The 23,966-nt window shown below is 49.2% G+C and carries 14 protein-coding genes and 1 riboswitch; of the genes, 13 read left to right on the forward strand and 1 reads right to left on the reverse strand.

All coding sequences use genetic code 11. The features are described 5' to 3' along the window. Positions 1-127 precede the first annotated feature (127 nt). From GJB61_RS02510 to GJB61_RS02565, 12 genes are all read left to right on the forward strand, one after another. Positions 128-7,714 carry an SDR family NAD(P)-dependent oxidoreductase gene (locus GJB61_RS02510; protein WP_154116780.1) on the forward strand — a complete coding sequence of 2,529 codons (7,587 nt, stop codon included), beginning with the start codon at positions 128-130 and terminating at the stop codon, positions 7,712-7,714. 27 nt (positions 7,715-7,741) lie between these two features. Then, positions 7,742-9,973 (forward strand): alpha/beta fold hydrolase, encoded by a 2,232-nt coding sequence (locus tag GJB61_RS02515; protein WP_154116783.1) that lies wholly within the window; start codon positions 7,742-7,744, stop codon positions 9,971-9,973. A gap of 122 nt (positions 9,974-10,095) precedes the next feature. Next, a complete protein-coding gene (locus GJB61_RS02520; protein ID WP_154116785.1) occupies positions 10,096-11,553 on the forward strand; it encodes an aminotransferase-like domain-containing protein in 1,458 nt (485 codons plus the stop codon). Positions 11,554-11,569: 16 nt separating this feature from the next. After that, positions 11,570-12,505 (forward strand): D-alanine--D-alanine ligase, encoded by a 936-nt coding sequence (locus GJB61_RS02525; protein ID WP_154117287.1) that lies wholly within the window; start codon positions 11,570-11,572, stop codon positions 12,503-12,505. After that, entirely contained in the window at positions 12,495-13,658 is a 1,164-nt protein-coding gene (locus GJB61_RS02530; RefSeq protein WP_154116786.1) for an aminotransferase class I/II-fold pyridoxal phosphate-dependent enzyme, read from the forward strand. The genes GJB61_RS02525 and GJB61_RS02530 overlap by 11 nt, the downstream gene beginning before the upstream one ends. Before the next feature lie 170 nt (positions 13,659-13,828). After that, positions 13,829-14,890 (forward strand): nicotinate-nucleotide--dimethylbenzimidazole phosphoribosyltransferase, encoded by a 1,062-nt coding sequence (gene cobT / locus GJB61_RS02535; protein WP_154116787.1) that lies wholly within the window; start codon positions 13,829-13,831, stop codon positions 14,888-14,890. Then, the gene (gene cobU, locus GJB61_RS02540) at positions 14,887-15,435 is read left to right on the forward strand and encodes a bifunctional adenosylcobinamide kinase/adenosylcobinamide-phosphate guanylyltransferase (protein ID WP_154116791.1); all 549 of its coding nucleotides are present in this window, start codon (positions 14,887-14,889) and stop codon (positions 15,433-15,435) included. The genes cobT and cobU overlap by 4 nt, the downstream gene beginning before the upstream one ends. Further along, positions 15,432-16,247 (forward strand): adenosylcobinamide-GDP ribazoletransferase, encoded by an 816-nt coding sequence (cobS, locus tag GJB61_RS02545; protein WP_154116793.1) that lies wholly within the window; start codon positions 15,432-15,434, stop codon positions 16,245-16,247. Before cobU ends, cobS begins: the two co-directional genes overlap by 4 nt. Before the next feature lie 93 nt (positions 16,248-16,340). After that, the gene (locus GJB61_RS02550; RefSeq protein ID WP_154116795.1) at positions 16,341-17,951 is read left to right on the forward strand and encodes a cobyric acid synthase; all 1,611 of its coding nucleotides are present in this window, start codon (positions 16,341-16,343) and stop codon (positions 17,949-17,951) included. A gap of 24 nt (positions 17,952-17,975) precedes the next feature. Next, positions 17,976-18,302 (forward strand): YnfA family protein, encoded by a 327-nt coding sequence (locus tag GJB61_RS02555; protein ID WP_154116797.1) that lies wholly within the window; start codon positions 17,976-17,978, stop codon positions 18,300-18,302. A gap of 90 nt (positions 18,303-18,392) precedes the next feature. Next, positions 18,393-19,031, forward strand: a complete 639-nt coding sequence (locus GJB61_RS02560; protein ID WP_229521417.1) for a DUF2441 domain-containing protein — start codon at positions 18,393-18,395, stop codon at positions 19,029-19,031. 176 nt (positions 19,032-19,207) lie between these two features. After that, on the forward strand, positions 19,208-20,857 hold the full coding sequence (locus tag GJB61_RS02565; protein ID WP_229521418.1) for a hypothetical protein: 1,650 nt from the start codon (positions 19,208-19,210) through the stop codon (positions 20,855-20,857). Between the two features lie 295 nt (positions 20,858-21,152). On the opposite strand, the gene GJB61_RS02570 is transcribed toward GJB61_RS02565, so the two are convergent. Continuing rightward, a complete protein-coding gene (locus GJB61_RS02570; RefSeq protein WP_154116800.1) occupies positions 21,153-22,841 on the reverse strand; it encodes a methyl-accepting chemotaxis protein in 1,689 nt (562 codons plus the stop codon). Positions 22,842-23,173: 332 nt separating this feature from the next. Next, positions 23,174-23,219: riboswitch (PreQ1 riboswitch) on the forward strand. 10 nt (positions 23,220-23,229) lie between these two features. Between GJB61_RS02570 and GJB61_RS02575 the strand changes: the two genes are divergently transcribed. Further along, positions 23,230-23,955, forward strand: a complete 726-nt coding sequence (locus GJB61_RS02575) for a queuosine precursor transporter (protein ID WP_154116802.1) — start codon at positions 23,230-23,232, stop codon at positions 23,953-23,955. Positions 23,956-23,966: the final 11 nt, after the last annotated feature.

Below are 23,966 nucleotides of genomic sequence, written 5' to 3' on the forward strand. Positions count from 1 at the left end.
TTAAGGAATTCGCCCTTTCACCAGCCCCGGAGCCTTCGTCAACGGATCTGTTGTCCTTACTCCAAAAGCTGGAGACGGGCGAGCTAACTGCACATGAAGCGGAACAACGAATGGAGGTTCTTAAATCGTGATTAACAATCCAGAACGCAAACATATATTGGAATCCATTCAGGCGGGCCGGATCACGGCACAAGAAGGTTTGGAACGTCTGAAGACCCTTTCTTCAAATGAAGTACACTACTTCCAAAGTTATTGGGAGGAAAATGCGCTAACCCCTTCTATGCGCACTGAGCCGAAGACTATCCTGATTTTTGGCAACAGGGGGGTGCTATCCCGGAGTATCGAACAGGAATACCGCTCGGTTGGCAGCGAAGCGATACTGGTTGTTGCGGGTGAAGATTTTGAAGGGGAACCTAGTGATGCCTACTGGGTAAATCCTGAACAGGCGGAGCATTACGATTTTCTGTTAAAGGCTTTGCAGCAACGGGGGATTATTCCCGAGCATATTCTTTGGTTATGGCCTGGTGAAGATTTATCGGAACACGGGGACAACAAGAATTTGGCTGCCGAAGCATTGCTGGCGCATAGCATCAAAGCGTTAACTCTGTTCAGCCAGTCGCTGATGAAGCAACATCCCAGAGGAGATTTCCGGCTGCTGTGTGTATACAACTCGTTGACCAGTGCGTATCATCCATTTCAAGCTGCCATTAGCGGCTTCATCCGCAGCCTTCGCCAAGAGAACCCGCGCTTCATCTATAAATCGGTAGCTTTAGCTGCACCTAATGCCAAATTGGACGGTCGACAAGTCCGGCACATCGCGGAGCAGGAATGGTCTGTACTAACAGATGAGGCCATCGAGGTCAGCTATGAGGGAAAGAGCAGATACACTCAGGCTGTGCGGGAAGTTGAACTGCAGCAGCTACAGCCCCAAGAGTCCCCTTTTAAACAAGGAGGCTCTTATTTAATTACGGGCGGACTAGGCGGACTGGGATATCTATTAGCTTCCCATTTGGCCCGCAAGGTTCAGGCTAAGCTGATACTCACCGGCAGATCTGCCCTGGATCAGGAGAAAACGCGTAAATTGGACGATTTACAAGCCTTGGGTGCGGAGGTGTTGTATATCCAGGCGGACGTCTCTATTTATGAAGACGTTAAACGTGTTGCCGATGGAATCAAGCAGAGGTTCCACAGCCTGCAGGGAGTTATTCACAGCGCCGGAAATCTTAGAGATGGGCTTATTTACGGCAAATCCAGCGAAGATATAGACGCTGTAGTTCGCCCCAAGGTACTGGGGGCACTCCATCTGGATCAGGTATTCAAGGATGAGAACCTCGACTTTTTTGCCTTATTCTCTTCAACGGCTGCTTTAACGGGCAGCATTGGTCAGACTGACTATGCGTATGCGAATCGCTTTATGGATCATTTTGCTGACTTCCGGGCCAAACATCGTCCGGGCAAAAGCTTGTCGGTAAACTGGCCGCTATGGAAAGAAGGCGGGATGAGCGCGGATCAGAGCATGATTAACCAGTTATCTGCTAATGGAATTGACCTGCTGGGGGAGCAGGAGGGTCTCTTGGCCTTCGAACGCTGCTTGAATACAGAGCTGACCAGTATGGCCGTTCTGAAGGGTGATCCGCAGCGGATGAAGTTATCCTTTGGCGTGAAAAGAAGCCCAGCCCCCGCGCCCAGCCAGCCAGTGCAGCTTCCGCCAGCGCAACAGCCAGCAGTACCTGAAGGCAGTCCACAAGAAGCACAGCAGCAAGAACGAACGGCAGTATTGATCAGAAATAATATTGCCGAGGTGCTGCGACTAAGCCCAGAGCGTATCAGTCTGCAAGAGCCTTTCGAAAGTTATGGCATCGATTCGGTTGTCATTATGGAAGTCACCCGAAGATTGGAGCAGCTATATGGGCCTCTCTCCAAGACTTTGTTTTTCGAATACGGAAATATCAGGGAGCTCACTAGTTATTTCTTGGCCAATCATCCGCTTCCAACAGTGCTCATTGATGCAGTTATGTCTGCCCCTAAGCCTTTGCAGCCGGAATCGTTAGCCAATATTGCTATTCCCGTTACGGGCAAATCCCGCAGGCTCGTCGCAGCCGCAGCCGCTGCCGCAGGGCAGGGAGATTTGCAAGGACATGTAAAGCATAAGAATACCGGAGGCGATATTGCCATTATCGGTCTGGGCGGCAGATATCCGCTGGCGGCCAATGTGGAGGAATTCTGGAACAATCTGAAAACAGGCCGGGATTGCATCACCGAAATTCCCCAGGATCGCTGGAATCATGGACAATACTTCAATCCTGAGAAGGGAGTAAGAGGTAAAACCTATAGTAAATGGGGCGGCTTTATACGTGACTACGATAAATTTGATCCTTTGTTCTTTCATATCTCGCCGCGTGAAGCAGAGTTTATGGACCCGCAGGAGCGCATCTTTCTGGAAGTGGCCTGGGAGACGATAGAAGACGCAGGGTACACCCGCAGCAAGCTGAAAAAGGGCAAAACGGGCGTCTTTGTGGGTGTGATGTATGGACAATATCAACTGTATGGCACGGAGTATTTCAGTCAGGGCGAAGGCATCGCTTTAAACTCATCCTTCGCTTCCATAGCGAACAGAGTGTCCTATACTTTGGATCTGAATGGTCCAAGCATAGCACTGGATACGATGTGTTCTTCCTCACTGACTTCCATTCATTTGGCTTGTGAGAGTATCCGCAGCGGCGGATGTGACATGGCTCTGGCTGGTGGAGTAAACCTGAGCATACATCCGCATAAATATTTGCTCCTCAGTCAAGGCAAGTTCGCCGCGAGTGATGGACGCTGCCGCAGCTTCGGGGAAGGTGGAGACGGCTATGTTCCCGGAGAAGGAGCCGGAGCGGTGCTGCTGAAGCCGCTTGAACAAGCGATTCAGGACGGTGATCTTATTTATGGCATCATCAAGGGCAGCTCGCTGAATCATGGTGGCAAAACGAATGGTTATACCGTTCCGAGTCCCGCAGCTCAAGCCTCCTTAATTAGCGAGGCCATGCATAACGCGGGTGTAGAACCGAACGAAATCTCTTATATTGAAGCCCATGGAACAGGCACCTCCCTAGGAGATCCCATTGAAATCAACGGATTAAACAGGGCATTTGGCGGATCTGCCGGGTCTATTCGGGAGATGGGGCACTGCGCTATCGGGTCAGTGAAATCGAATATTGGACATCTCGAGTCTGCAGCGGGTATTGCCGCCGTTACGAAGGTGCTGCTGCAGATGAAGTTTCGGACACTGGTACCCTCCATTCATGCGCAGAGTCTGAACCCCAACATTGATTTCCAGAACTCGCCTTTTCGGGTTCAGCGTACTTTGGAAGCCTGGGATCAGCCGGAGAGCAGCTTGCCGGACAACGCCCGGGAGCCACGGAGAGCCGGTGTAAGTGCTTTTGGCGCAGGCGGATCCAATGCCCATCTTGTTCTGGAAGAGTATCCGCTCAGACCGAATGTTCTGCGCAACGCTGCGCCGCAAGTCATAGTTCTATCTGCACGAACGGAATCCAGTTTAAGAGCTTATGCAGAACGTCTGCATGAGTATATTCAAAAATGGTCTATCAGCGCCGGAACGTCTGCATTACAAGATTCTGCGGATCTCGGGCAATACCGGAAGGGTGTTGTGGACATTGTAAACGAAGTCTGGAATATCAACATTGGTGACATCAACCTCGATGATCCTCTGGTGGATGTGCTGACTGATGTGGTTAAAACCACGGAAACCACTGTGGCTATTCAGAAGAAATTTGGTGTATCTTTACCGCAGAATACGCTTGAAGATTTCACAAGTTTGGAGGCCTTGGCTGCTTACCTGTGGGAAGAATCTGAACGACAAAGTGCTGCGGCAAGCAGGCTGACAGCGGTCAGAGATTATGGGAATGACGATATTCCGGCCATCGCGGATATTGCCTTTACGCTGCAGATCGGTAGAGAAGCTATGGAGGAACGCCTCGCGTTTATTGCCACTACACCTCAGGAGCTGCAAGAACTGCTGGGTAAATGGCTTGCGGGAGAAGAACATACAAGTGTTCTATTCCGGGGCACCGTAAGATCCCTTTCTGGCAATACATTGTTTGAGGGGGAAGATGGCAAGGCCTTTGTGGAGCAAATGATCCGTAAAAAGAACCTGTCCAAACTGTGTCAACTATGGACAACCGGAGTGGATATAGACTGGGATTTGCTGCACGAGCCCGCTTCAGCCCAAAGAATCAGTCTGCCTACCTACGCTTTTGCCAAAGAACGGTATTGGCTGCCGGATATGTTTGCACAATCTCCAGAGGTGAACATTCACAGCCAGGAGCTTCCGCAGTCTTCCTATCACCTGCTGGAAAAAGCCTGGGAGGAAGCAGTGATTGACCGTGTTAACTCTGCGAGGGAACAGGCTGAGCCGATTAAGGGAACCGTTATTGTCCTGGCGGGCCCTGATCCTACGGATTCAGCGGCCGTCTCCTTGCTGAAGCATCTACCGGATGTGAAGACGGTTATTGTGCATCAGCGGCAGAAAAGCGACTCTGGCAGCTTGGCATTCGACTTTAACCTCTTCGGAGAGGGTATCGCTGCAGCAAAGACCCTTATGGAGCGGGGAAAATCCATTATTGCCGTAATCGATCTCTCAGATTTCCACACAAGAGAGCATGGAGCTGGGCTTATGGGCCGGATCGGCCTGCTGCAGGAGCTTATTAAGGATAGCTATCCTGTACCGGGAGAACATCGGACCACACTTCATTTATTCCATATAACGCAAGGCTTGCAGCCCTTTGCGAACCCTGCGCCTTCACTGGCCGGAGCGCCAATGGCAGGCTGGATACGGATGCTGGGAGCAGAATACGGACATGTCGAGGCCAAGACGCTGGATGTAGATGAGGGCAGTGCTTTAAACGAAATTATTACACTGGAGTGGGCAAGTCAGGACCGGCAGAACGAGCTTTGTTACCGGAACCAGCGGAGGTACGCACCTTATTTGCAGGCACAGTTGCCGATGATGGCACAGGCGCATAAACGGCAGGGTCACTGGACCGGAGATACATCGAAAGCCGTTGTTATCACCGGAGGCACACGCGGACTGGGTGCACAGATGGCCGCTTATCTGGTGAAGCAGGGTGTGCGCAAGCTGGTTCTAATGGGAGCTAATCCATTGCCGCCAAGGCAGCAGTGGGACAGTGTGGCTGCCGGGACGGCTGAAGCAGCTGAGAAAATCCGTAGCATCCGCGAGCTGGAACGCAGTGGAGCTGAAGTAGAACTGTATACCGGACCGCTGACCGACGAAGCTTCCTTAAAGCAGTTTTTTAGCAGCATAAGGAACCGTTGGGGAGCTATTGGCGGAGTGATTCACTGCGCGGGACGGAGCCATCACCGCAATCCGGCCTTTATTCATAAGACGGAAGAGGACATTATGGATGTGCTTGCGCCCAAAGTAGCAGGTTTACAGGTATTGGAGCGGATTCTTGCAGAAGATGAGCTGAATTACTTCATTCTGTTCTCATCCGTCTCTGGAACAGTTCCGCGCCTGGGGGCGGGTGTCAGTGATTATGCGGCAGCTAACGCCTACATGGATTACTTTGCCCAGTATCAACGTGCGCAAGGGAAGCAGAACTATCATTCCATCGCGTGGACGCATTGGCGCGGCGCGGGAATGGAAGGCATGGAAAGCCCGGCCTACCAGCAGTTGGGACTGCGCACGCACACGGTTGCTGAAGGCATCGCGCTGCTGGAGCGCGTCATGGAGAATGGCGCTGCCTTCAGCTTGCCGTGCATAGCGGATGCGGCGAGCTTCCAGCCCGGCAACTGGCTGCGGGCAAAACAAGCGCAGCCGCTTAAAGAAGCCCGTAAGCCAATGCACCAGGTTACAGAAAGCTCTAATTCATCCCCGGCACAAGCCAATATAAAAGGGAACCGAACCGCTGGCAGCCTCAAGATGCTGCCAGCACTGAAAGAGCTTTTCTCAGAGCAGCTGAAGATTCCTTTGGACAGACTGGATGAACATGTATCTTTCGGGGACTACGGGGTGGATTCCATTCTGCTGGCAGAGCTGGTCAAACGGATCGAGGAAATGATCGGGGAAAGTCTGGAGCCGACAGTGGTGCTGGAGCATCCGACCTTAAGCAAGCTGGCGAGACACCTGCAGACATTTGCAACCTTGGCTTCTTTCGATTCTTTGGAAGACAAAATTAGCGAAAGTGATTTTATTTATCCAGATGAACGCACAGATCGCACGGTGGTAAGCCATAAGATCGCGGTCATCGGAGTCGCTTGCCACTTTCCCGGTGCACCTGACAAGGAGGCCTACTGGAGGCTGCTCGCTGAAGGACGAAGCGGTATCCGGCAAGTACCGGCCAGCCGCTGGGACATAGACAAATATTACTCTGCGCAAGCAAGCCAAGGCCGCAGCATCAGCAAATGGGGCGGGTTTATCGAGGATATCGAACAATTCGACCCGGAATATTTCAATATCAGCAAGGAGGATGCTCCATTTATCGATCCGCTGATGCGCCAGTTTATGGAGGTGAGCGCTGACACCTTAAGGGATGCAGGATATGAATCAAAAGAGCTATGGAATAAGAAAATCGGCGTCTTTGTCGGTTCCCGCTCGGGAACCTTTGCCTCCAAGCTGAAGCAAATCCGCAAAAATGACATTATCGGCATTGGGCAAAATTTCATCGCGGCTCATATCTCGCATTTATTCAACTTTAAGGGTCCGAATCTCGTTATTGATACGGCCTGCTCCTCTTCGCTGGTCAGTCTGCATCTGGCAAGTCAAAGCCTGCTGCTGGGTGAATGTGAAGCGGCGCTTGCTGGAGGTGTGGATCTTTTGCTGGATGAGAAATCTTATCTGATCTTAAGCGAGGGTGGCGCGTTGTCTCCGGACGGTCAATGCCATACCTTTGATGAGAAAGCCAACGGATTCGTGCCGGGAGAAGGCTGCGGCGCAGTTCTGTTGAAGCGCTTGGATAAAGCTCTTGCCGATGGGGATCAGATTTATGCGGTAATTGAAGCTTCGGCGGTGAACAACGATGGCCGCACGATGGGGATCACCACTCCGAATGCCGAGGCGCAGGAAGCTGTGATTCGGGAGGCCTTAGAGAAAAGCGGGGTAGATCCTGATACGATCAGCTACATTGAAGCGCATGGGACGGGCACCATGATCGGCGATCCGATCGAGCTTAGGGCGTTAAGTAATGTTTTCGGTTCCTATACGGAGGAACAGCAATACTGTGCGGTGGGCAGTGTGAAGTCGAATATCGGGCATTTGCTCAGTGCAGCAGGGATTGCCAGCTTTATTAAGGTGGTTTTGTCCCTAAAGAATGGCCAGCTGCCTCCGACGCTGAATTGTCAAACGCCGAATCCGCGGTTTAAGTTTCAGGAATCTCCATTCTACCCGAACACCTCGCTTAAATTATGGAACCCACGCCAGGGTGTCCGTAGAGCGGGTATTAGTTCATTCGGTTTTGGAGGCACCAATGCCCATTTTATTGTAAGTGAGCCTGGAGCTTATCCAAGAGCTGAGAATCAGACGGTTAGACAGCCGTTATCACCCGCAGTTTTTAATAAACAGTATTATTGGATCGATGAGCTCGCTTTGGACGAGGTGGCCACTCCGTTGGCCCAAGTCGGTGCAGCCACGGAACTTGAGGTAGAGCTGCCGGACAGCAGCGAATGGGTACTTGAAATCGTTGACGAGACACTGTAGTGATCAGCTCGACCAAGGAGGCCACTCATGGATTTTAAAAATAATTATAAATTCACCATGTTGATGAAGCACGACAATCTGTTCGTCAGGCATCACCGGATCAACGGCCAGCATGCTGTTCCCGGTGCAGTTTTCCTCGACTCCATATTTCGGGCGTTAACCTCCAGAGGCTTCGATCCGGCTTCCTTGGAGCTAAGAGACATTCTGTTTCTGGAGCCGGTAATGATCAGTAAAACGATGGACAAAGCGGTCCAGATTGTATTGGAGCGTACTGCGGAGGATTGGAGTTTCAAAGTACAATGCCGAGATGAGAAAAATGGGAACGTCATGGATCCCGGATGGAAAGATGTGCTGGAAGGAAAGGTATGCCTGAGCGGCGAGCCGGAAATCTATAAGATAGACATTCCGCAATTAAAAATCCAGGCCACCCAGGTAGAGAATATCGAGCGCTCCTATGCTCAAATGCGCAAGGCAGGATTGTGCCACTATGATTTTATGAAGCTGCAGGGAGAGGTTTACATGAATGCCTCCTACCTGTTGGCAGAGGTTTCGCTAAGCAGTCTGGCCGAGCGTTATTGCCACCAGTTTTTTATTCATCCAGCTTTTCTGGATGGGGCTTTTCTCGTTCCTGGAGTGGTGTCCGCCGATTCGGAAAGTGCTGAGCAGCCCTTCATTCCGATGTATGTTCAATCATTCAGAGCTTTTGGCCCCATTCGCGGCAAGGGCTATATTCACATTAGCGAGGACAGTGTCAAACGCAGTCCGGCACAAGACATCATTTATTTCGACGTTCAGCTCTATCATGATAATGGAGAAGTCGCTGCCTACTACAAAATGTTCGGTGCCCGCCGGATCGATTTCACAGACCGGAAGGGTGGAGCAAAGCCTGCGGGTGACCCGATCCTGTCCGAGATGAAGGGAGGTACCGAACCTGCTGTTATACCAACGCCGGCAAATACTGCCAATCCAGCGCTGGTTATTGTTCCTGCTGCATCCAAAAGCGCCACGCGCAGCCATATCGAAAAGATGCTGGCCGAGGCAATTTCCGCAATCACCGGCAACCTGCCGGCAGAGACGAGTCTGACAGATGATTTCTACAGTCAAGGACTGGACTCCAAAAACCTGCTTACCCTTGTGGGCAAGCTGGAGGGTGAGTTTGGTATAAAGATGTATCCGACGCTACTCTTTGAATATACCAATATCAAAGCTCTATCCCAATATATTGAAAAAGAGCAGCGAAACACTGTGAATCAAAACGTCAAAGCGATAGCCAATAAAAAAGCTATTACGGAGTTGTCTCATTCTGTACATGGATCAGAAGCGTCTGCCAATATTAAGGTAATGGCCGTCAACTCACTGCGCCATTCCCAAGCTGTCGTTAATTACTGGAAGCAAATGAGAATTGGTAAAACACCGGACCGGGAAGGAGTGCTGTTAAACAGGGAACAACTGGAGCTCATTCTGGATTGTGACCCTTCTTTGCTGGTACATTTGACGGTTCAAACCAAGGAAGACACCGCAATCGAGATGGCTGTATCCGGCCAGGGAGAGACTGTTCTGCTCATCCCGGGATTCGGATTCACAGCTTCCCAATGGGTGTCGCAAATGAAAGAGTGGTCTTCTTCTTTTCGTCTGATCGCTATCCATATGCCCGGCACAAGCCTGAGTGAGAGCACTCATGATTTGTCCATGGAAGGAATCAGCAATACCTTTATGGAGGTGGTGGAACAGCTGAGCCCAAGCGGACCCATTCATATTGTCGGCTCCTCCTGGGGTGGCATGCTTGGACAATATATTTCGGCACTTCATCCTGAAAAGGTCGCTTCTTTAACCCTGGCGGGCAGTTTTGCTCAAGGCGTGGAGAAGCTGTATGAGATTGATATGAGAGAGCGGCTGCGACAGGATTTTGACAATCTGGGGCGCAGTAAGGATTATTTGAAAGTGCTCGACAGCGAATTCGTCAATTATGCGATTCTGTCTGAGTTTGGAGAGCATATGGGGAACTCTACTTCATCTGTGAAAATACTCAGTATGATCAAGACGCCTACCTTGATCGTTTCCGGAAGAAAAGATATGGTGTTTGATACGGATGAATCCCGCTTCCTTCATGAACGCATTCCACATTCAGAGCTGCTTGAGATTCCGACTGCCGGACATTTGCCCAATATCACACACTCGAAGCTATTCACTGAGAAAGTACAGGAATTTATTCAATCAAAGAGTATTCGAACTCGAGAAATACCTCTACTGAATTACTAACCTTAGGGTTTCAAAAAAACTGGCAACACCCCCAAGAACCACAGCTGGATAAATAATCCGGGGCTGTGGTTCTTTTGTTATGCAGACGTCTGTGCCATGATAGCTATGGGGGCGATTGCAGGATGTTTAAGGATTTCGAGCTTATAGCCGGACGTCCGGTATATATTCAAGTGAAAGATTACATGAAACGTTTAATTATAAAGGGTGCCCTGCAGGGTGGGCAAAAGCTGCCCTCCACACGGGAGCTCAGCATATTGCTAAAAGTTAGCCGCAATTCCATCATTGCCGCCTACACAGGGCTTGAGGATGACGGCTTCGCTTATACGGTGCAGGGGCAAGGGAGCTATGTTGCACTAGAAGCTAACGCTTCGGTCAATGCGGCGGACTCCTCTTGGAGCATGGATTGGAAAGCACGCATGAACGGGCATGCCCGACTGGCGGAAGAGCTGGATATCATGAAACGCGGAATACGCGCGGCGAAGGGAACGATCTCTTTTACCAGTATTGCTCCAGATGAGAGCCTGTTTGATCTCGATAATGTGAAACGGGCTTTTATGGACCGCATGTCCGTGGAGGGAAACGTTCTGCTGAATTACGGCTACGCCAAGGGGTATAAGCCATTAATAGATTATTTGCGGCAGTATATGGAGCACAAGGGCGTGGATATGAAGGGCAAGGATATTCTGATTACGAACGGGTTTACAGAAGGTTTTGATATCGTATTATCTGCCTTAAGCACGGGGAACAGCTCGGTGATCTGCGAGAATCCAACGCATCATACGGCGATTAAGAACCTCAAGCTGCATGGCTTTGATATTACGGGAATTGCTATGGAGCGGGATGGAATCCATCTGGGAAATCTGGAGCAGGCTTTATCGGAAGGCTCCTTCGATTGTGCTTATCTTGTCCCTTCTTATCATAATCCCACCGGGATCGTGATGTCTCCTGAGAAAAGACAGGGCCTGATGAAGCTGATGGCCAACTATAAGATACCGGTCATAGAGGATGGATTCAACGAGGAATTGCGGTATTCAGGGTCGCATGTGGCGCCATTAATCGCAACGGCGGGTGCCGGCAATAGTGTCGTTTATCTCGGGAGCTTTTCCAAGGTGCTTTTTCCGGGATTGCGGGTGGGCTGGGTGCTGGCGGATCAGGAGCTGATCTATTATCTGGAAAGCATCAAAAGGGCGCGCAGCATTCATACCTCAACGCTGGATCAGTCCATCCTTTACCAATATCTATACAACGGCAATCTGGAGAAATATTTAAAAAAAGCCAAAGCGGAATATAAACGGAAATACGAGCTAACCCTGCAATGCTGTAAGGATTATATTCCGTATACGACGTTGTCGGGGGACGGAGGATTGCATCTTTTTGTAACGTTTCCGGAGGGCTTTAATACCAGAGTGCTGCTTACTGCCTGTCTTGCGCAGGGGGTTATTTTTACAGCGGGAGATATCTTCTTCACAGATGGCAAAGGTCAGCATACGCTGCGGCTGGGTTTCTCCAGAGTAGCGGATGAGGATATCCGCAAGGGGATTGAGATTATAGGCAGGACGGCACGGCAACTAATGGGATGAAGGGGTGCGGATGATGATGAAGGTAGGCGTAATTATGGGCGGCGTTTCATCCGAAGCTGAGGTGTCGCTGAACACAGGCAGAGAAATGCTGAATCATTTAGATCCGGCCAAATATGAAATCACTCCGATCGTGTTAACGAAGCGCGAGGAGCTAATTGATGAAGTTAAAGGCATAGACCTTGCGCTACTGGCGTTGCACGGAACGTATGGCGAGGACGGTACCGTTCAGGGGACATTGGAAACGCTGGGGATTCCATATACAGGGTCTGGAGTACTGTCCAGCAGCCTGTGCATGGATAAGCATCTTTCCAAAAAACTGTTGCAGAGCGAAGGTGTACAGACACCCGACTGGTTGTGTTGGAGCAGCATGGAGGAATTCTCGCCGGAGGCTGTGGAACAGCTGGGCTATCCGGTTATGGTGAAGCCATGCTCAGGCGGTTCAAGCATCGGAATGGAAAAGGTGAGCGGTGGGCAGGATCTGCTGAGCGCTGTGCAGAAGGCTTTTGACTATGATCAGTCGATTCTGATCGAACGTTACATTCAAGGCCAGGAAATCACCTGCTCCATTCTGAACGGAGAGCTGCTGCCTATCCTTGGGATCACTTCGGCACAAGCCGAGTGGTTCGATTATAGTGCCAAATATAAGGATGGTGGAGCCGTGGAGCAGGTAATTAAATTATCCCCTGAGGTAGATGAGCGGGTGCGTGCTGCGGCCTTCACCTCCTACCATACGCTGAAATGTTCTGTCTACGCGCGGATTGATATGCTGCTCAGTGACGGCATTCCTTATGTGCTGGAAGTGAATACCCTGCCCGGGATGACGATGACCAGTCTTCTGCCCAAAAGTGCGCAAGTCGCAGGGTTAAGCTTCAGCAGTTTGCTGGACAGAATTATCATGTGTTCATTGGAAGAGCGGAGTAAGGAAAAAGGGGGATACGTTTATGCTAAGTGAACATATTTCCCCACGGGTAAGAGATATTCCCCCTTCAGGAATACGGGCTTTTTTTGAGCTTAGCGCAGGCAATAATGATATCATTTCTCTCGGAGTAGGAGAACCCGATTTCGCCACACCGGAGCATGTCAGAGCGGCATGTATTGGCGCGTTGAACAGAGGGGAAACGAGATATACACCGAATGCTGGACTGCCGGAGTTAAGAGAAGAAATCGCGGTTTATCTGCATAATAGCTTCAATCTCTATTATGAGCCTGCTGATGAGGTTATTGTAACGGTGGGGAGCAGCGAAGCGCTGGATCTGGCACTGCGGGCATTCATCGCGTCAGGCGACGAGGTGATTATTCCTTCACCCAGCTATATTGCCTATTCTCCGATGGCCCATTTGAATGGTGGAGTGATCGTGGAGGTTGAAGCAGCGGCAGAGCAGGGCTTCAAGCTTACTGCAGAGGCTTTGCAGAAGGTTATTACTCCTCGCTCCAAGCTGCTGATGGTGAACTTTCCGAATAATCCGACAGGGGCGGTGATGACCTATGAGGACTGGCTGCCAATCGCGGACATTGCCAAAGCTCATAATTTAATCGTCATTTCAGATGAAATCTACGCCGAGCTTACTTATAACGGAAAGCACACAAGTATTGCTTCGCTTCCCGGGATGAAGGAGCGGACGATTGTGATCAGCGGCTTCTCCAAAGCGTTTGCCATGACCGGCTGGAGAGTGGGTTATGCCTGCGGCAACCGGGAACTGCTGGCGGCTATGCTGAAAATCCATCAATATACGGCCATGTGCGCACCCGTGCTCGGGCAGATCGCTGCTATAGAGTCCTTGCGGAACGGACTTCCAGATAAGGATGTCATGAAGGAATGTTTTGATCAGCGCAGAGGGCTGCTTATTGCCGGACTTCGCAGCATCGGATTGCCTTGTCATGAGCCGCACGGTGCGTTTTATGCCTTTCCTTCAATCGCGCATACCGGGTTGAATTCAGAGCGGTTCGCCTTGCAGTTGCTACATGAAGCGGGGGTTGCTGCCGTGCCTGGCCATGTCTTCGGTGCGGGCGGTGAGGGGTACATCCGCGTCTCCTACGCGGCTTCAATCCAGAAGCTGACCGAGGCGCTGGAGCGCATGGAAGGGTTCATGAAGGTAAAAATGTAATTGTAAGATTACTGGTTTTCACCTATAATCCTTAAAGGAAGAAATAGGGATATGCTATATAATTGGCCTTTGGCCGCAGCAGTTGGGAGGCCCCGCTCTTTCGAGATGGGGCTTTTTCTTTTATCTTTGGAATAGACAAATACTTAGGCATGAAACAGGAGGATATACTTATGATTTCAGCGATTGAAGAAGTAACAGGAGTAATTGCCCCACCCGATGAACAAGCGACACTGCAGGCTGTGCTCCGCCTGAACAACCTGACCAAGCCGCCAGGCAGCCTTGGGCAGCTGGAGGCACTTGCTGTACGGCTGGCTGGTATTTCCGTAACGCCGCAGCCAAGCTACACGAAACGCATGGTGGTAGTAATGGCTGCTGACCATGGCGTTTGCAGCGAAGGCATCAGTGCTTTTCCGCAAGAGGTTACGCTGCAGATGGCCCACAATTTCCTCAGCGGTGGAGCGGCAGTAAATGTACTGGCTCGTCAAGCTGGCGCAGAGGTGAAGTTTGTGGATATTGGGATTAACGGGGACCTCACTCATCCGGATCTGATTGACCGTAAAGTACGCCTAGGCACAGATAATATGGCACAGGGACCGGCCATGAACCGCGATGATGCGCTGCGTGCAATCCTCGTGGGTGTAAAGGTAGCACAAGACGCGGTGAGCAGTGGGACAGAGATTTTTGTCACTGGTGAAATGGGTATCGGCAACACCACGGCAAGTGCGGCAATTCTCTGTGTTCTGGGTAATGTATCCCCTGAGACGGCTGTAGGCCGAGGAACCGGTATTACCGATGAACGCCTGCTACATAAGATAGCCGTAGTAGAACGGGCTTTGAATGTGAATCAGCCCGAAGCCGCGGACGCACTGGATGTGCTGTCCAAGGTTGGCGGATTGGAAATTGCCGGTCTGACCGGCTTGATCCTTGGTGCGGCAGCCAGCCGGACACCCATTATTCTTGATGGCTTTATCTCGGGAGCAGCAGCGCTTGTGGCAAAGGCATTGGCACCGGAATCGACCGCTTATATGATTGCTTCCCATGTCTCGGGAGAACAGGGGCATAAGTTAATGCTGGAGCGGCTTGGACTTGAACCGCTGCTGAATCTTGGACTACGACTCGGTGAAGGAACTGGCGGAGTGCTCAGTCTACATCTGATTGAAGCGGTATGCCGCATTATGAGCGAGATGGCCACTTTTGATAGTGCAGGAGTATCTGGAGCAGAACAGAAATGAGCATTCTTGTAACGGGAGGCGCACGCAGCGGGAAGAGCAGGTTTGCCGAGAGGCTGACCCTGTCGCTGGCCGGGCGGGCGCTGTATGTAGCTACCGGACAAGCTTTTGATGAAGAGATGAAGGAACGGATAGCCCTGCACCAGCGCCAGCGCGCGATGGGGGGAGAAGCCTGGACAACGGTCGAGGAACCTCTGGATGTACCCGGTCTGCTGGAACGATACTCCGGCAAGGAGACGGTACTGGTGGATTGTCTGACCCTTTGGCTGTCCAATGTGTTGCTTTCTGTTGAAGATGCTAAAGATAGACAGGTGCTCGTTGAGCATGAAATTACCAGACTGGAGCACAGTGTGCGCTCTTTTCAGGGAATCCTTGTTATGGTCACGAACGAAGTAGGGGACGGTATTGTGCCGGAGTATGCACTGGGGCGGCTGTATCGTGATTTGGCTGGGCGCATGAATGCGCTTTTGGCTCGGCACTGTGCTCAGGTATTTCTGGTTACCGCTGGTATTCCAATTGAGCTGAAGAGTAGGGAGTATCTGTTATGAGCGCGCGCAGAGATGCGGTCGCTTCCGCTTTTCAGTTTCTGTCGCGTTTTCCAGTAAAGAACGACCCAGGCTTCTCCCGTGACTTGCTGCGCCGCAGTGTTGTTTATTATCCGCTGGTAGGAGCAGCCATCGGGGGAAGTGTTGCGGCAGGTGCTGCTGCTGCCATATTGCTGCTGCCGCCTATGCCAGCTGCCGTAATCACCCTCATTCTATGGGTGGCACTCACCGGGGGGCTGCATCTCGACGGCTGGATGGACAGCGCCGACGGGCTGCTCAGCTATCGGCCACGGGAGCGGATGTTAGAGATTATGAAGGACAGCCGTGTAGGAGCCATGGGCGTGCTGGCCTGCGTGTTGTTGCTGCTGATGAAGGCCTCCTTGCTGTCCGCATGGCTTGATGGCGGACAGTATTATGAGCTGCCGCTGCTGCTGCTGCCGCCGATCTGGAGCCGCTGGTTCATGGTGCGGGCGATGGTTCGCCTGCCCACCGCCCGCGGCGATGAAGGCCTGGCCGCGAACTTCGCCGGCCTGGGCCTTATGCATGAGCGCCGCGCGTTGGCGCTCGCGGCGCTGCTCTCGCTGGCCGCCGCCGCTGCGCCGCTAGCGCTCGGCGCAGGCTTGGCCGCATGGCCGCAGCATCTGGCGGCAGCTGTGCTGCTGCCGGTGGCTGCCCTGGCCTGCGGCACCTGGGCTGCGCGCCGGGCGAGCAGCCGGATCGGCGGGCTCACCGGCGACATCTACGGCGCGCTGAACGAGTTGCTGGAGACCGTGCTACTGCTAGCGCTGGTGTTGCTTCAGCATAACCTGATGTAATATAGCCCATTGAATCGGGCTAGGGGAGAGTGGGTCACTTACTCTTCTCTATCTCTATAGCAACCTGCAGGAAGAAAGCGAGGAGAGTTACACATGGAAGATAACGATGCAACATCAGCCAAGTCCAAGGTAAAGCCTGCGGCTGTACTGATGATACAAGGAACGGCCTCCGATGTGGGCAAAAGCTTGGTTACTGCTGCCCTGGGTAGAATTATGACCCAGGATGGATACCTTGCATCTCCTTTTAAATCACAAAATATGGCACTGAACTCCTACGTCACTGTTGACGGCAAAGAAATCGGTCGTGCCCAGGGGATGCAGGCGGAAGCGTTCGGCATAACGGCTACCACGGACATGAATCCCATTCTGTTGAAGCCTTCAGGTGAGATGACTGCCCAAATCGTTGTGCACGGAGTACCGCATGCGGCGCTGAGTGCACGGGAATACCGTGAGGAATTCTTGCCAGAAGCCAAAAGTACAGTGATGGATGCACTCGATCGGCTGCGTGAAACTTACGAGGTTGTGCTGATGGAGGGTGCGGGCAGCCCGGCCGAGATTAATCTAAAGTCACGGGATATTGTGAATATGAATCTGGCCGGCTGGGCGGATGCCCCAGTGCTTTTGGTCGCCGATATTGACCGTGGTGGCGTATTCGCCTTTCTGGTGGGTACACTGGAGCTATTAGAACCGCATGAACGGGCCCGTGTCAAAGGCTTTATTATCAATAAATTCCGCGGTGATCTCTCCTTGCTGCAGCCTGGACTTGATTGGCTGGAACAGCGTACGGGCATTCCTGTGCTGGGTGTGCTGCCCTTTCTGCCACAGCTTCGGATTGAAGCAGAGGATTCCGTAGTACTAGAAGGAACGTCGGGTCAACATCGTGCTGATAAAGACAAAGAACTAGACATAGCCGTGATCCGCTACCCGCGAATTTCTAACTTCACAGACTTTGATCCGCTGGTCGATGAACCCGATACCTCCGTGCGTTATGTGACGCGTGCAGAGGAGCTGGGGATGCCAGACGTTATTATTTTGCCGGGAACGAAGAATACGGCAGCCGATTTGGCTTATCTAAGAGAACAAGGTTTTCCAGCAGCGATTACGCTTGCGTTGAAGGATGGGGCGCATCAGCTGGTCGGAATTTGCGGTGGCTATCAAATGCTGGGGGTCAAGCTGCTCGATCCAGATGCGGTAGAGAGCAGTGAACCGAAAGAAACTGCAGGTCTGGGATATCTTCCGCTGTCAACTGTGTTTCTACCGGAGAAGACTACGGTGCGTGTTAATGGCGGACTGGCCATGGATCATCCCCTTCAACTGCATGGCAACTTCTTGGAGATGGCATCAGACCTCCCAGTTGCCGGCTATGAGATTCATATGGGCACAACTACGAACCATGGTGAGGCTTCGGTGCGCAGTCTGTTCAATCTGACCGAACCGGAAGGGGCGATACAGTCGGAAGGCTGGGGTACGCTGGATGGAAAAATATGGGGGACCTATCTGCATGGTCTGTTTCATAACGACGTTCTGCGCAGAGCCTGGCTGGATGGATTACGGGTAGCCAAAGGACTAGAGCCGCTAGAGCTGACCTTTTCAGCGGCTGATCTTCGCGAGCAGGAGTTCGACCGTCTGGCTGCTGCCGCGCGGGAGAGCTTGAACATGAGTGCTATCTATGAAATTATGGGTTTATCTAAAGAATCAAGCTAGCCCAAACAGGAATGAGGAATCTCAATGGCAGTCGCGGTTCTGCTGTTTATTATTGCAGGTCTTGCTGAGATTGGCGGTGGGTACTTAGTCTGGTTATGGCTAAGAGAATCGCGTCCGCTTTGGTATGGTTTGGTGGGGTCTTTGATTCTGATCGGTTACGGTATTATTCCCACCTTGCAGAAGTTTCCTTCTTTCGGAAGAGTGTATGCAGCTTATGGTGGTGTATTTATCGTACTTGCGGTGTTATGGGGTTGGCTTGTCGATAAAAAGGCGCCAGATATTTATGATTGGGTTGGGGGCATAATCTGCGTGATTGGCGTATCCGTTATGCTGTGGGCTCCAAGACATTAAGGAACATCATTGTGAATATCAATTGTTAAAAGAAAATAAAGTTGTAGACTGGGAACGGCATTAAGCTCCCGGGCAGGATGATGCAGGTAGATGTCTGATTTACATATATTAACAATGGTTAATAGGGGGCAGTCTGTGCAAGGAAGCGAATTGTATGTTTATCACATTGTCACTAGGAAAAAAATGGACCTTGGGCAGATAATTAGCTTTGACAAAAATAAAAGAAACACCTTATATCACTTCTTTTTTGAGAAGGAACAGATGAATTCCAAAGGTGAAGACTTTATTCAAATTTTGCATGATCATTATACAAATGACGGCTTAACGATGGATAAAGAGAATGCAGATGTAGCTATTAAATATGTGGGGCAAACAATCAGGGCTATTAGAGAAGTAATAGTTGAAATGATTAGACTGCAAGAATATCCTGAATATCCTTCACGATTGTCTTGCTTATATGCTGCGAAAAGCTATGAAGACGCTCTGAAATGGAAAGAACTTTTTGATTCTTACTATCGAAAAGTTTTGCAGATCGTAAAACTTCGGGTTATTGGGAATATTTTTGAAGGTGATGGTAATCTTTTACCAAAGGAAGATGGAATTCCTTTCTCCCGAAAAATCGAACAAGCCAGAAAATATTGGAAAGGCAATATAAATAACGAACTTCCTGAGCTGTTGATTAACGGAAAAATTGAAGTAGTAGAAATTATTGATGAATTCGCTACTTAATTTAAACAAAAGCGCTTGGAATAACGCTAAACGGAGAACGACAGCGTAAAAGGCAGACTGCTACCGCTATTATCCAGGCAAACTGAAGACATCAGAATAACAAACAAATAAAGGTGGTTCGCATGATTAAACATAGGTGGCTGTAGATCGGAACATTCATGGTCTTTTTTTGGTTCATGGGATCTTTGGCATTTGCGCATAACGTTGAAGCCGGAGATCAACGAGTGAGTATTCAGTTTGATTTTATTGGTGAAACAGGGTCGACTATGATTGTGCCAAAAGTAAGAGTGAACACGATAGAGCTTTCCACAGGAGAACGAAAGGAAGAGGTATTTCTTTTTGAAGACCAGGCGTTTAATCTGCCACAGGGGTTTCAAATGAAGAGCAGGTCTGAAGCGGAGAAGATCAAGAAGGATTCACCCCAAGAGGTGATTTTTCAATGTGGCGCCAAGAGCTACACGGTTAACTCCTCTGAGGGGGTAAAGGGATACGCCTTATATAATGGACAATCTTATGAAGATAAGGTGATAGATGAGTGGACTACACTCTGGGAAAACAAGGTTAATCGGGAGAGGCTGTATTTGTTTGATTATGCAACTAAAAAGTTAAGCTTATTAAAAGAAGCCACTTCGACAGAGAAGCTACCTCCGATTACTTATTCATACGTTACCGACATAAAAACAAAAAAGAAATACAAAGAAATGGACTATTGGGATTATATTTACTCAGGCACGAGTATAGGGGAATTGTTTTTAAAAGATGATTTATATGAATTCTCCGATCAGGCTTCCAAAACAACGAAATTGTTTTCTTTATCTAAAAATACATATATTACGACTATTCCTTTCAGTCAAGAAGGGTTAATTACTGAAAAAAACCTCCTGTTATGTGAGCGCGGCAATAATTGCTTCCAATCGGAAGAGAGCATTTCATTTAATGATAACGTGGTGTTTATGAGGGGCGGAAAATATTATGAAATCCTCAAAAACCATTCCATAAAAGAGATAAAGAAAATAAAATATGATTGGTCGCAGTACCAATGGAAAATTACGGTCAATAACCGTGTGTTCGGACAAAGAAGGATTGATGGCTGGGATTATCTTATTAGTACGGATGGTGACAAGATAAAGAAAATATCTGAACGATACACTTTTGTGCGTGATGTAACGGTTTCGCCCGATCATAAATATTTGGCTATCTTTGAAGCGGCCTATAATAAGGAGAAGTCGAATCATCTATACGAGAATGAGCAATTACGTATCTATGATATCAACAAGCAACAAGTGGTCCGGATTATTAAACTACCGTATCTTAAAATGGCACCTCAAGACATCATCTGGCAGTCTAATACTGTCCTTCAATATAAGCCGAACGCTGCCAGTAACGCGGTCTATATTCGAACTGTCAACGTAGAGATTCTTACTGGAATTATTACTAAGGATCTCTTGGAAGCTTACGATTTTAAGGATGAATATGCCATTAATGCATCCGATAATAGCAATTACTTTTCCTTCGTAAGGCCACTGGAGATCCGTTATCAAGGAAAGCCGATTAAGTACTCCAAACAGTCTTCTTTTGAAGGAGAGAATGGGCTAGTATATTGCTCGCTGAAGGATTTGGCTACCGGGATCGGTGCAGAGATTAAAGTCGAGCCAGGTGCGGTGAAACTCACCTTAAACGGAAAAACAGCTACCGTGGATTTAAAGGATAAACAAGTAATCACCTATGCGGGTACAGCCTATGCACCGATCAAAAGCATAGTGCTTAATTTAGGTTTGCAATATAAACGGAAAGATCAATTTGCAACCCAAATCAATCTGGAGTAGACAGAGGTAACCTGATTGTAAACCCAGACCCGGTTCGCAGTTCCCTCACTTGTTCCCCCGAAATGGCAGGGATTTGTTGAATTGTTAAACTAATGAGAAACGATAGCTCAATGAAACATCGGCAGTCCAGGACTTAATTTTCTCGCCCAAGGCTTACCGCAACGAGTATTCAAATCATACGAGTGGGTCTCGGATAGCACCAAAAAAAGAAGCAGTCTAACACTTTCGTGTGTAGGCTGCTTCTCTTCATGTATGGACTACATCTTGTTGATTGCAATACGCTTATCCAGTTAAGCTAAATTTTAAATTGCTGCACGGCTTCCTGCAGTTTCACTGCCTGTTCGTGCAGATCCTCTACCGTCTGGGAATGACCTTCGAGCTCTACACGTTGACGCTCGGAATTCTGTGTAAGCATATCCGCGCTAACCTGTGACTTGGCGGTAATTTGGGCGGTTTCCTCAACCGAAGCACTAACTTCTTCGGTTCCTGCCGAGATTTGTTGGGTGGCTGCTGATACAGATTGAATGCTGTGATCGATGCTTTGAATGAGAATCAGCAGATGATTGAAGGCATCCCCTGCTTCTGCTACCTTGCCTACACCAGAAGCAACTTCAGAATTCAAATGGTTGATCTCGGTAACAGAGCGTTCCATATCTTCTTGCAAACCCAGTAGGAAGTCGCGGATCTGTTCAGTAGAGTTCTTGGATTGTTCGGATAGCTTACGAACCTCTCCTGCTACAACCGCAAAGCCACGTCCATGCTCTCCGGCACGTGCCGCTTCAATCGAAGCATTAAGCGACAGCATTTGAATTTGTTTGGTGATTTCAGTAATACCTTGTACAACCTCACCGATTTGTAGAGAACGTTCATTCATAATCTTGAATTGTTTCAGCGATTGCTTGGAAGTTCGCTCAACTTGGCGCATTTGCTCAACTGCGATTTGGGCAATGTCATTGCCACCCACGGCTTTTTCGGAAGCTTCGCCAATCTGCTCAGTAACCTCGCCAGCAGCGGAAGCAATATGCTGAATACCCAGATTGATTTCATCCATCGCTCTTGAATTGTCTAGCGCACTGCTTGCGATCGCAACGCTGCCCTTGTCAATTTCTATAACCGATGAGGATGAACGTTCTGCCATATCATTCATGATAATTACACGTTCTTTCAAATCGTTGGAATTTGCAACTACAGTGCTTGAGGTATCTAGAACCTGGCTGATCATTTCCTTCAGCCGCAGGGTCATCGTCCGGAAGCTTTCGGAGAGCTGTCCTACTTCATCGGTACCTTTTATGGTTAGTTCTTGTGTGAAATCCCCTTCTGCCAACTTGTTGCTGTACGCCGCGAGCTGGGTTATTGGACGTGTAATTCTCCGGCTCATGAACATCGCACCGCTTAGACCAATAATTAAGGCCACTAGTGTAATTCCAGCACTGGTCCAGAGAATACTGCTCATTTTATCTTTTACAAAACCTACATCATTACTTACGCCGATAATCATCGTGCTGCCGGGGATGCCAACATACGCTGTTTTATGTACACCATGACTGTCACTATAGATTTCACTAAGTCCGCTTTTTCCTTTGGAGGCTTGTTTCATTGCAGGCGATACTTCAAGATTCTCTCCAACTTTCAGCTTAGAACCGTGATCTGCAATCAGATTAACGGCCTTGCCATCTTTAAGTTCCATCAGGAAGATGGTCTCCACAGCATGCTGCTTTCGTTTCTCTTGGAAAAAGAATTCAAGATTCGTAGCAGCCTGCTCGCTCTTGCCAAGCGTTTGCTGAGCATAGGTGGCATTTAGATTCTTATACACATCTTGCCCGGCTGCAGTCAGCAGTTTGTTGATTTGTGGCATGACATAACTGTTGATTGTATTAATGGATATAAAGTAGAAGCTTACACTTAACAAAAGAGACGTGAGCAACAGAACGATAAACAATAAACGCGTAAACTTGCGACTAATCGAATGCTTGAAACTAAACATATCATTCTCTCCTTTTCTGTAGCATGCATCTTTAATCCCATACCAACCGCTGGAGGATGGCATAGCCGCAATATATTCCAAAGGTCTAGGTCATATATCAAGCTGTAGCTTGGGGATAGACAACGTGATTGATAACTATTCTATAGAATTAACCTCAGGTTGAATAGTGAAAGTTTTGTTTTGTACCGCATTTTTTTCTGAAAAAGATGAATTATTGTCTAATGTTTTTCTTTTTTATAGAAAATGACGTAAAAAAGAGTTTTTTTCATAAAAATTTAAATAGAATGTTTATTGCTAGTATGCTAAAGTTAATATTTTGTTAAAGCGTCTAAGAAGCCGCGGTTCGTAACCATCCCGCGTAAACAAAACTAGGAGGAGTATCAGTAGAATGTTTAACTTGTTATGGGGAATTGCGTTTGTAATTGTCAATTTTGCTTTTTTTCTTCTTTGCTACCGCTTGTTCGGCAAAAAAGGTTTGTATGCCTGGGTAGGCATTGCTACGGTTATTGCCAACATTCAGGTCACCAAAACAATTTCCATGCCGCCAAATATTGTCATGACCCTCGGAAATACGATGTATGTGACTCTCTATATGACCAGCGATCTGATCAATGAGAAGTACGGGCGGAGAGAGGCGCGAACGGCGGTCTGGTTCGGTTTCTTCACCTTGCTGATGACCACGGTTATTATGCAGATGGCGCTGAAGTTCACTCCGGATGCGAGCGACTTCGCCCAGGAATCTCTGGAAAATATTTTTGGACTTATGCCGCGCTTGGCAATGGGGAGCCTTACAGCATACTTTATCAGCCAGTTTCTCGATGTTCGGTTATATTCGTGGATACGAAAATATTACAGCACTTCACGCCAGCTATGGATTCGCTCTAATGGCAGTACAATGGTTAGCTCCTTTGTGGATACGCTCATCTTCTGTACGATTGCTTTCGCCGGCAGATACGATTGGGGGGTGTGGTTACAGATATTGCTTACAACTTATGTAGTGAAGTTCTTGCTGACTGCAGCAGGCACGCCAATCCTTTACATCGCTCGTTCCTTCAAGTTTGCCGAGGAAGAGTCTGCTGTTCAGAGAGCATCGGATACCCGTATCTCCTCTTAGACAGTAATAAG

This window comes from Paenibacillus monticola (genome assembly GCF_009664975.1).
GTDB classification, from domain to species: Bacteria; Bacillota; Bacilli; order Paenibacillales; family Paenibacillaceae; genus Paenibacillus_AQ; species Paenibacillus_AQ monticola.

What these genes read in the sequence shown, in the direction of transcription:
- GJB61_RS02515 (WP_154116783.1), top strand. Translation starts at nt 7,742, where the DNA reads ATGGATTTTAAAAATAATTATAAATTCACCATGTTGATGAAGCACGAC.
- GJB61_RS02520 (WP_154116785.1), top strand. Translation starts at nt 10,096, where the DNA reads ATGTTTAAGGATTTCGAGCTTATAGCCGGACGTCCGGTATATATTCAA.
- GJB61_RS02525 (WP_154117287.1), top strand. Translation starts at nt 11,570, where the DNA reads ATGAAGGTAGGCGTAATTATGGGCGGCGTTTCATCCGAAGCTGAGGTG.
- GJB61_RS02530 (WP_154116786.1), top strand. Translation starts at nt 12,495, where the DNA reads ATGCTAAGTGAACATATTTCCCCACGGGTAAGAGATATTCCCCCTTCA.
- cobT (WP_154116787.1), top strand. Translation starts at nt 13,829, where the DNA reads ATGATTTCAGCGATTGAAGAAGTAACAGGAGTAATTGCCCCACCCGAT.
- cobU (WP_154116791.1), top strand. Translation starts at nt 14,887, where the DNA reads ATGAGCATTCTTGTAACGGGAGGCGCACGCAGCGGGAAGAGCAGGTTT.
- cobS (WP_154116793.1), top strand. Translation starts at nt 15,432, where the DNA reads ATGAGCGCGCGCAGAGATGCGGTCGCTTCCGCTTTTCAGTTTCTGTCG.
- GJB61_RS02550 (WP_154116795.1), top strand. Translation starts at nt 16,341, where the DNA reads ATGGAAGATAACGATGCAACATCAGCCAAGTCCAAGGTAAAGCCTGCG.
- GJB61_RS02555 (WP_154116797.1), top strand. Translation starts at nt 17,976, where the DNA reads ATGGCAGTCGCGGTTCTGCTGTTTATTATTGCAGGTCTTGCTGAGATT.
- GJB61_RS02560 (WP_229521417.1), top strand. Translation starts at nt 18,393, where the DNA reads ATGTCTGATTTACATATATTAACAATGGTTAATAGGGGGCAGTCTGTG.
- GJB61_RS02565 (WP_229521418.1), top strand. Translation starts at nt 19,208, where the DNA reads ATGGGATCTTTGGCATTTGCGCATAACGTTGAAGCCGGAGATCAACGA.
- GJB61_RS02570 (WP_154116800.1), bottom strand. Translation starts at nt 22,841, where the DNA reads ATGTTTAGTTTCAAGCATTCGATTAGTCGCAAGTTTACGCGTTTATTG.
- GJB61_RS02575 (WP_154116802.1), top strand. Translation starts at nt 23,230, where the DNA reads ATGTTTAACTTGTTATGGGGAATTGCGTTTGTAATTGTCAATTTTGCT.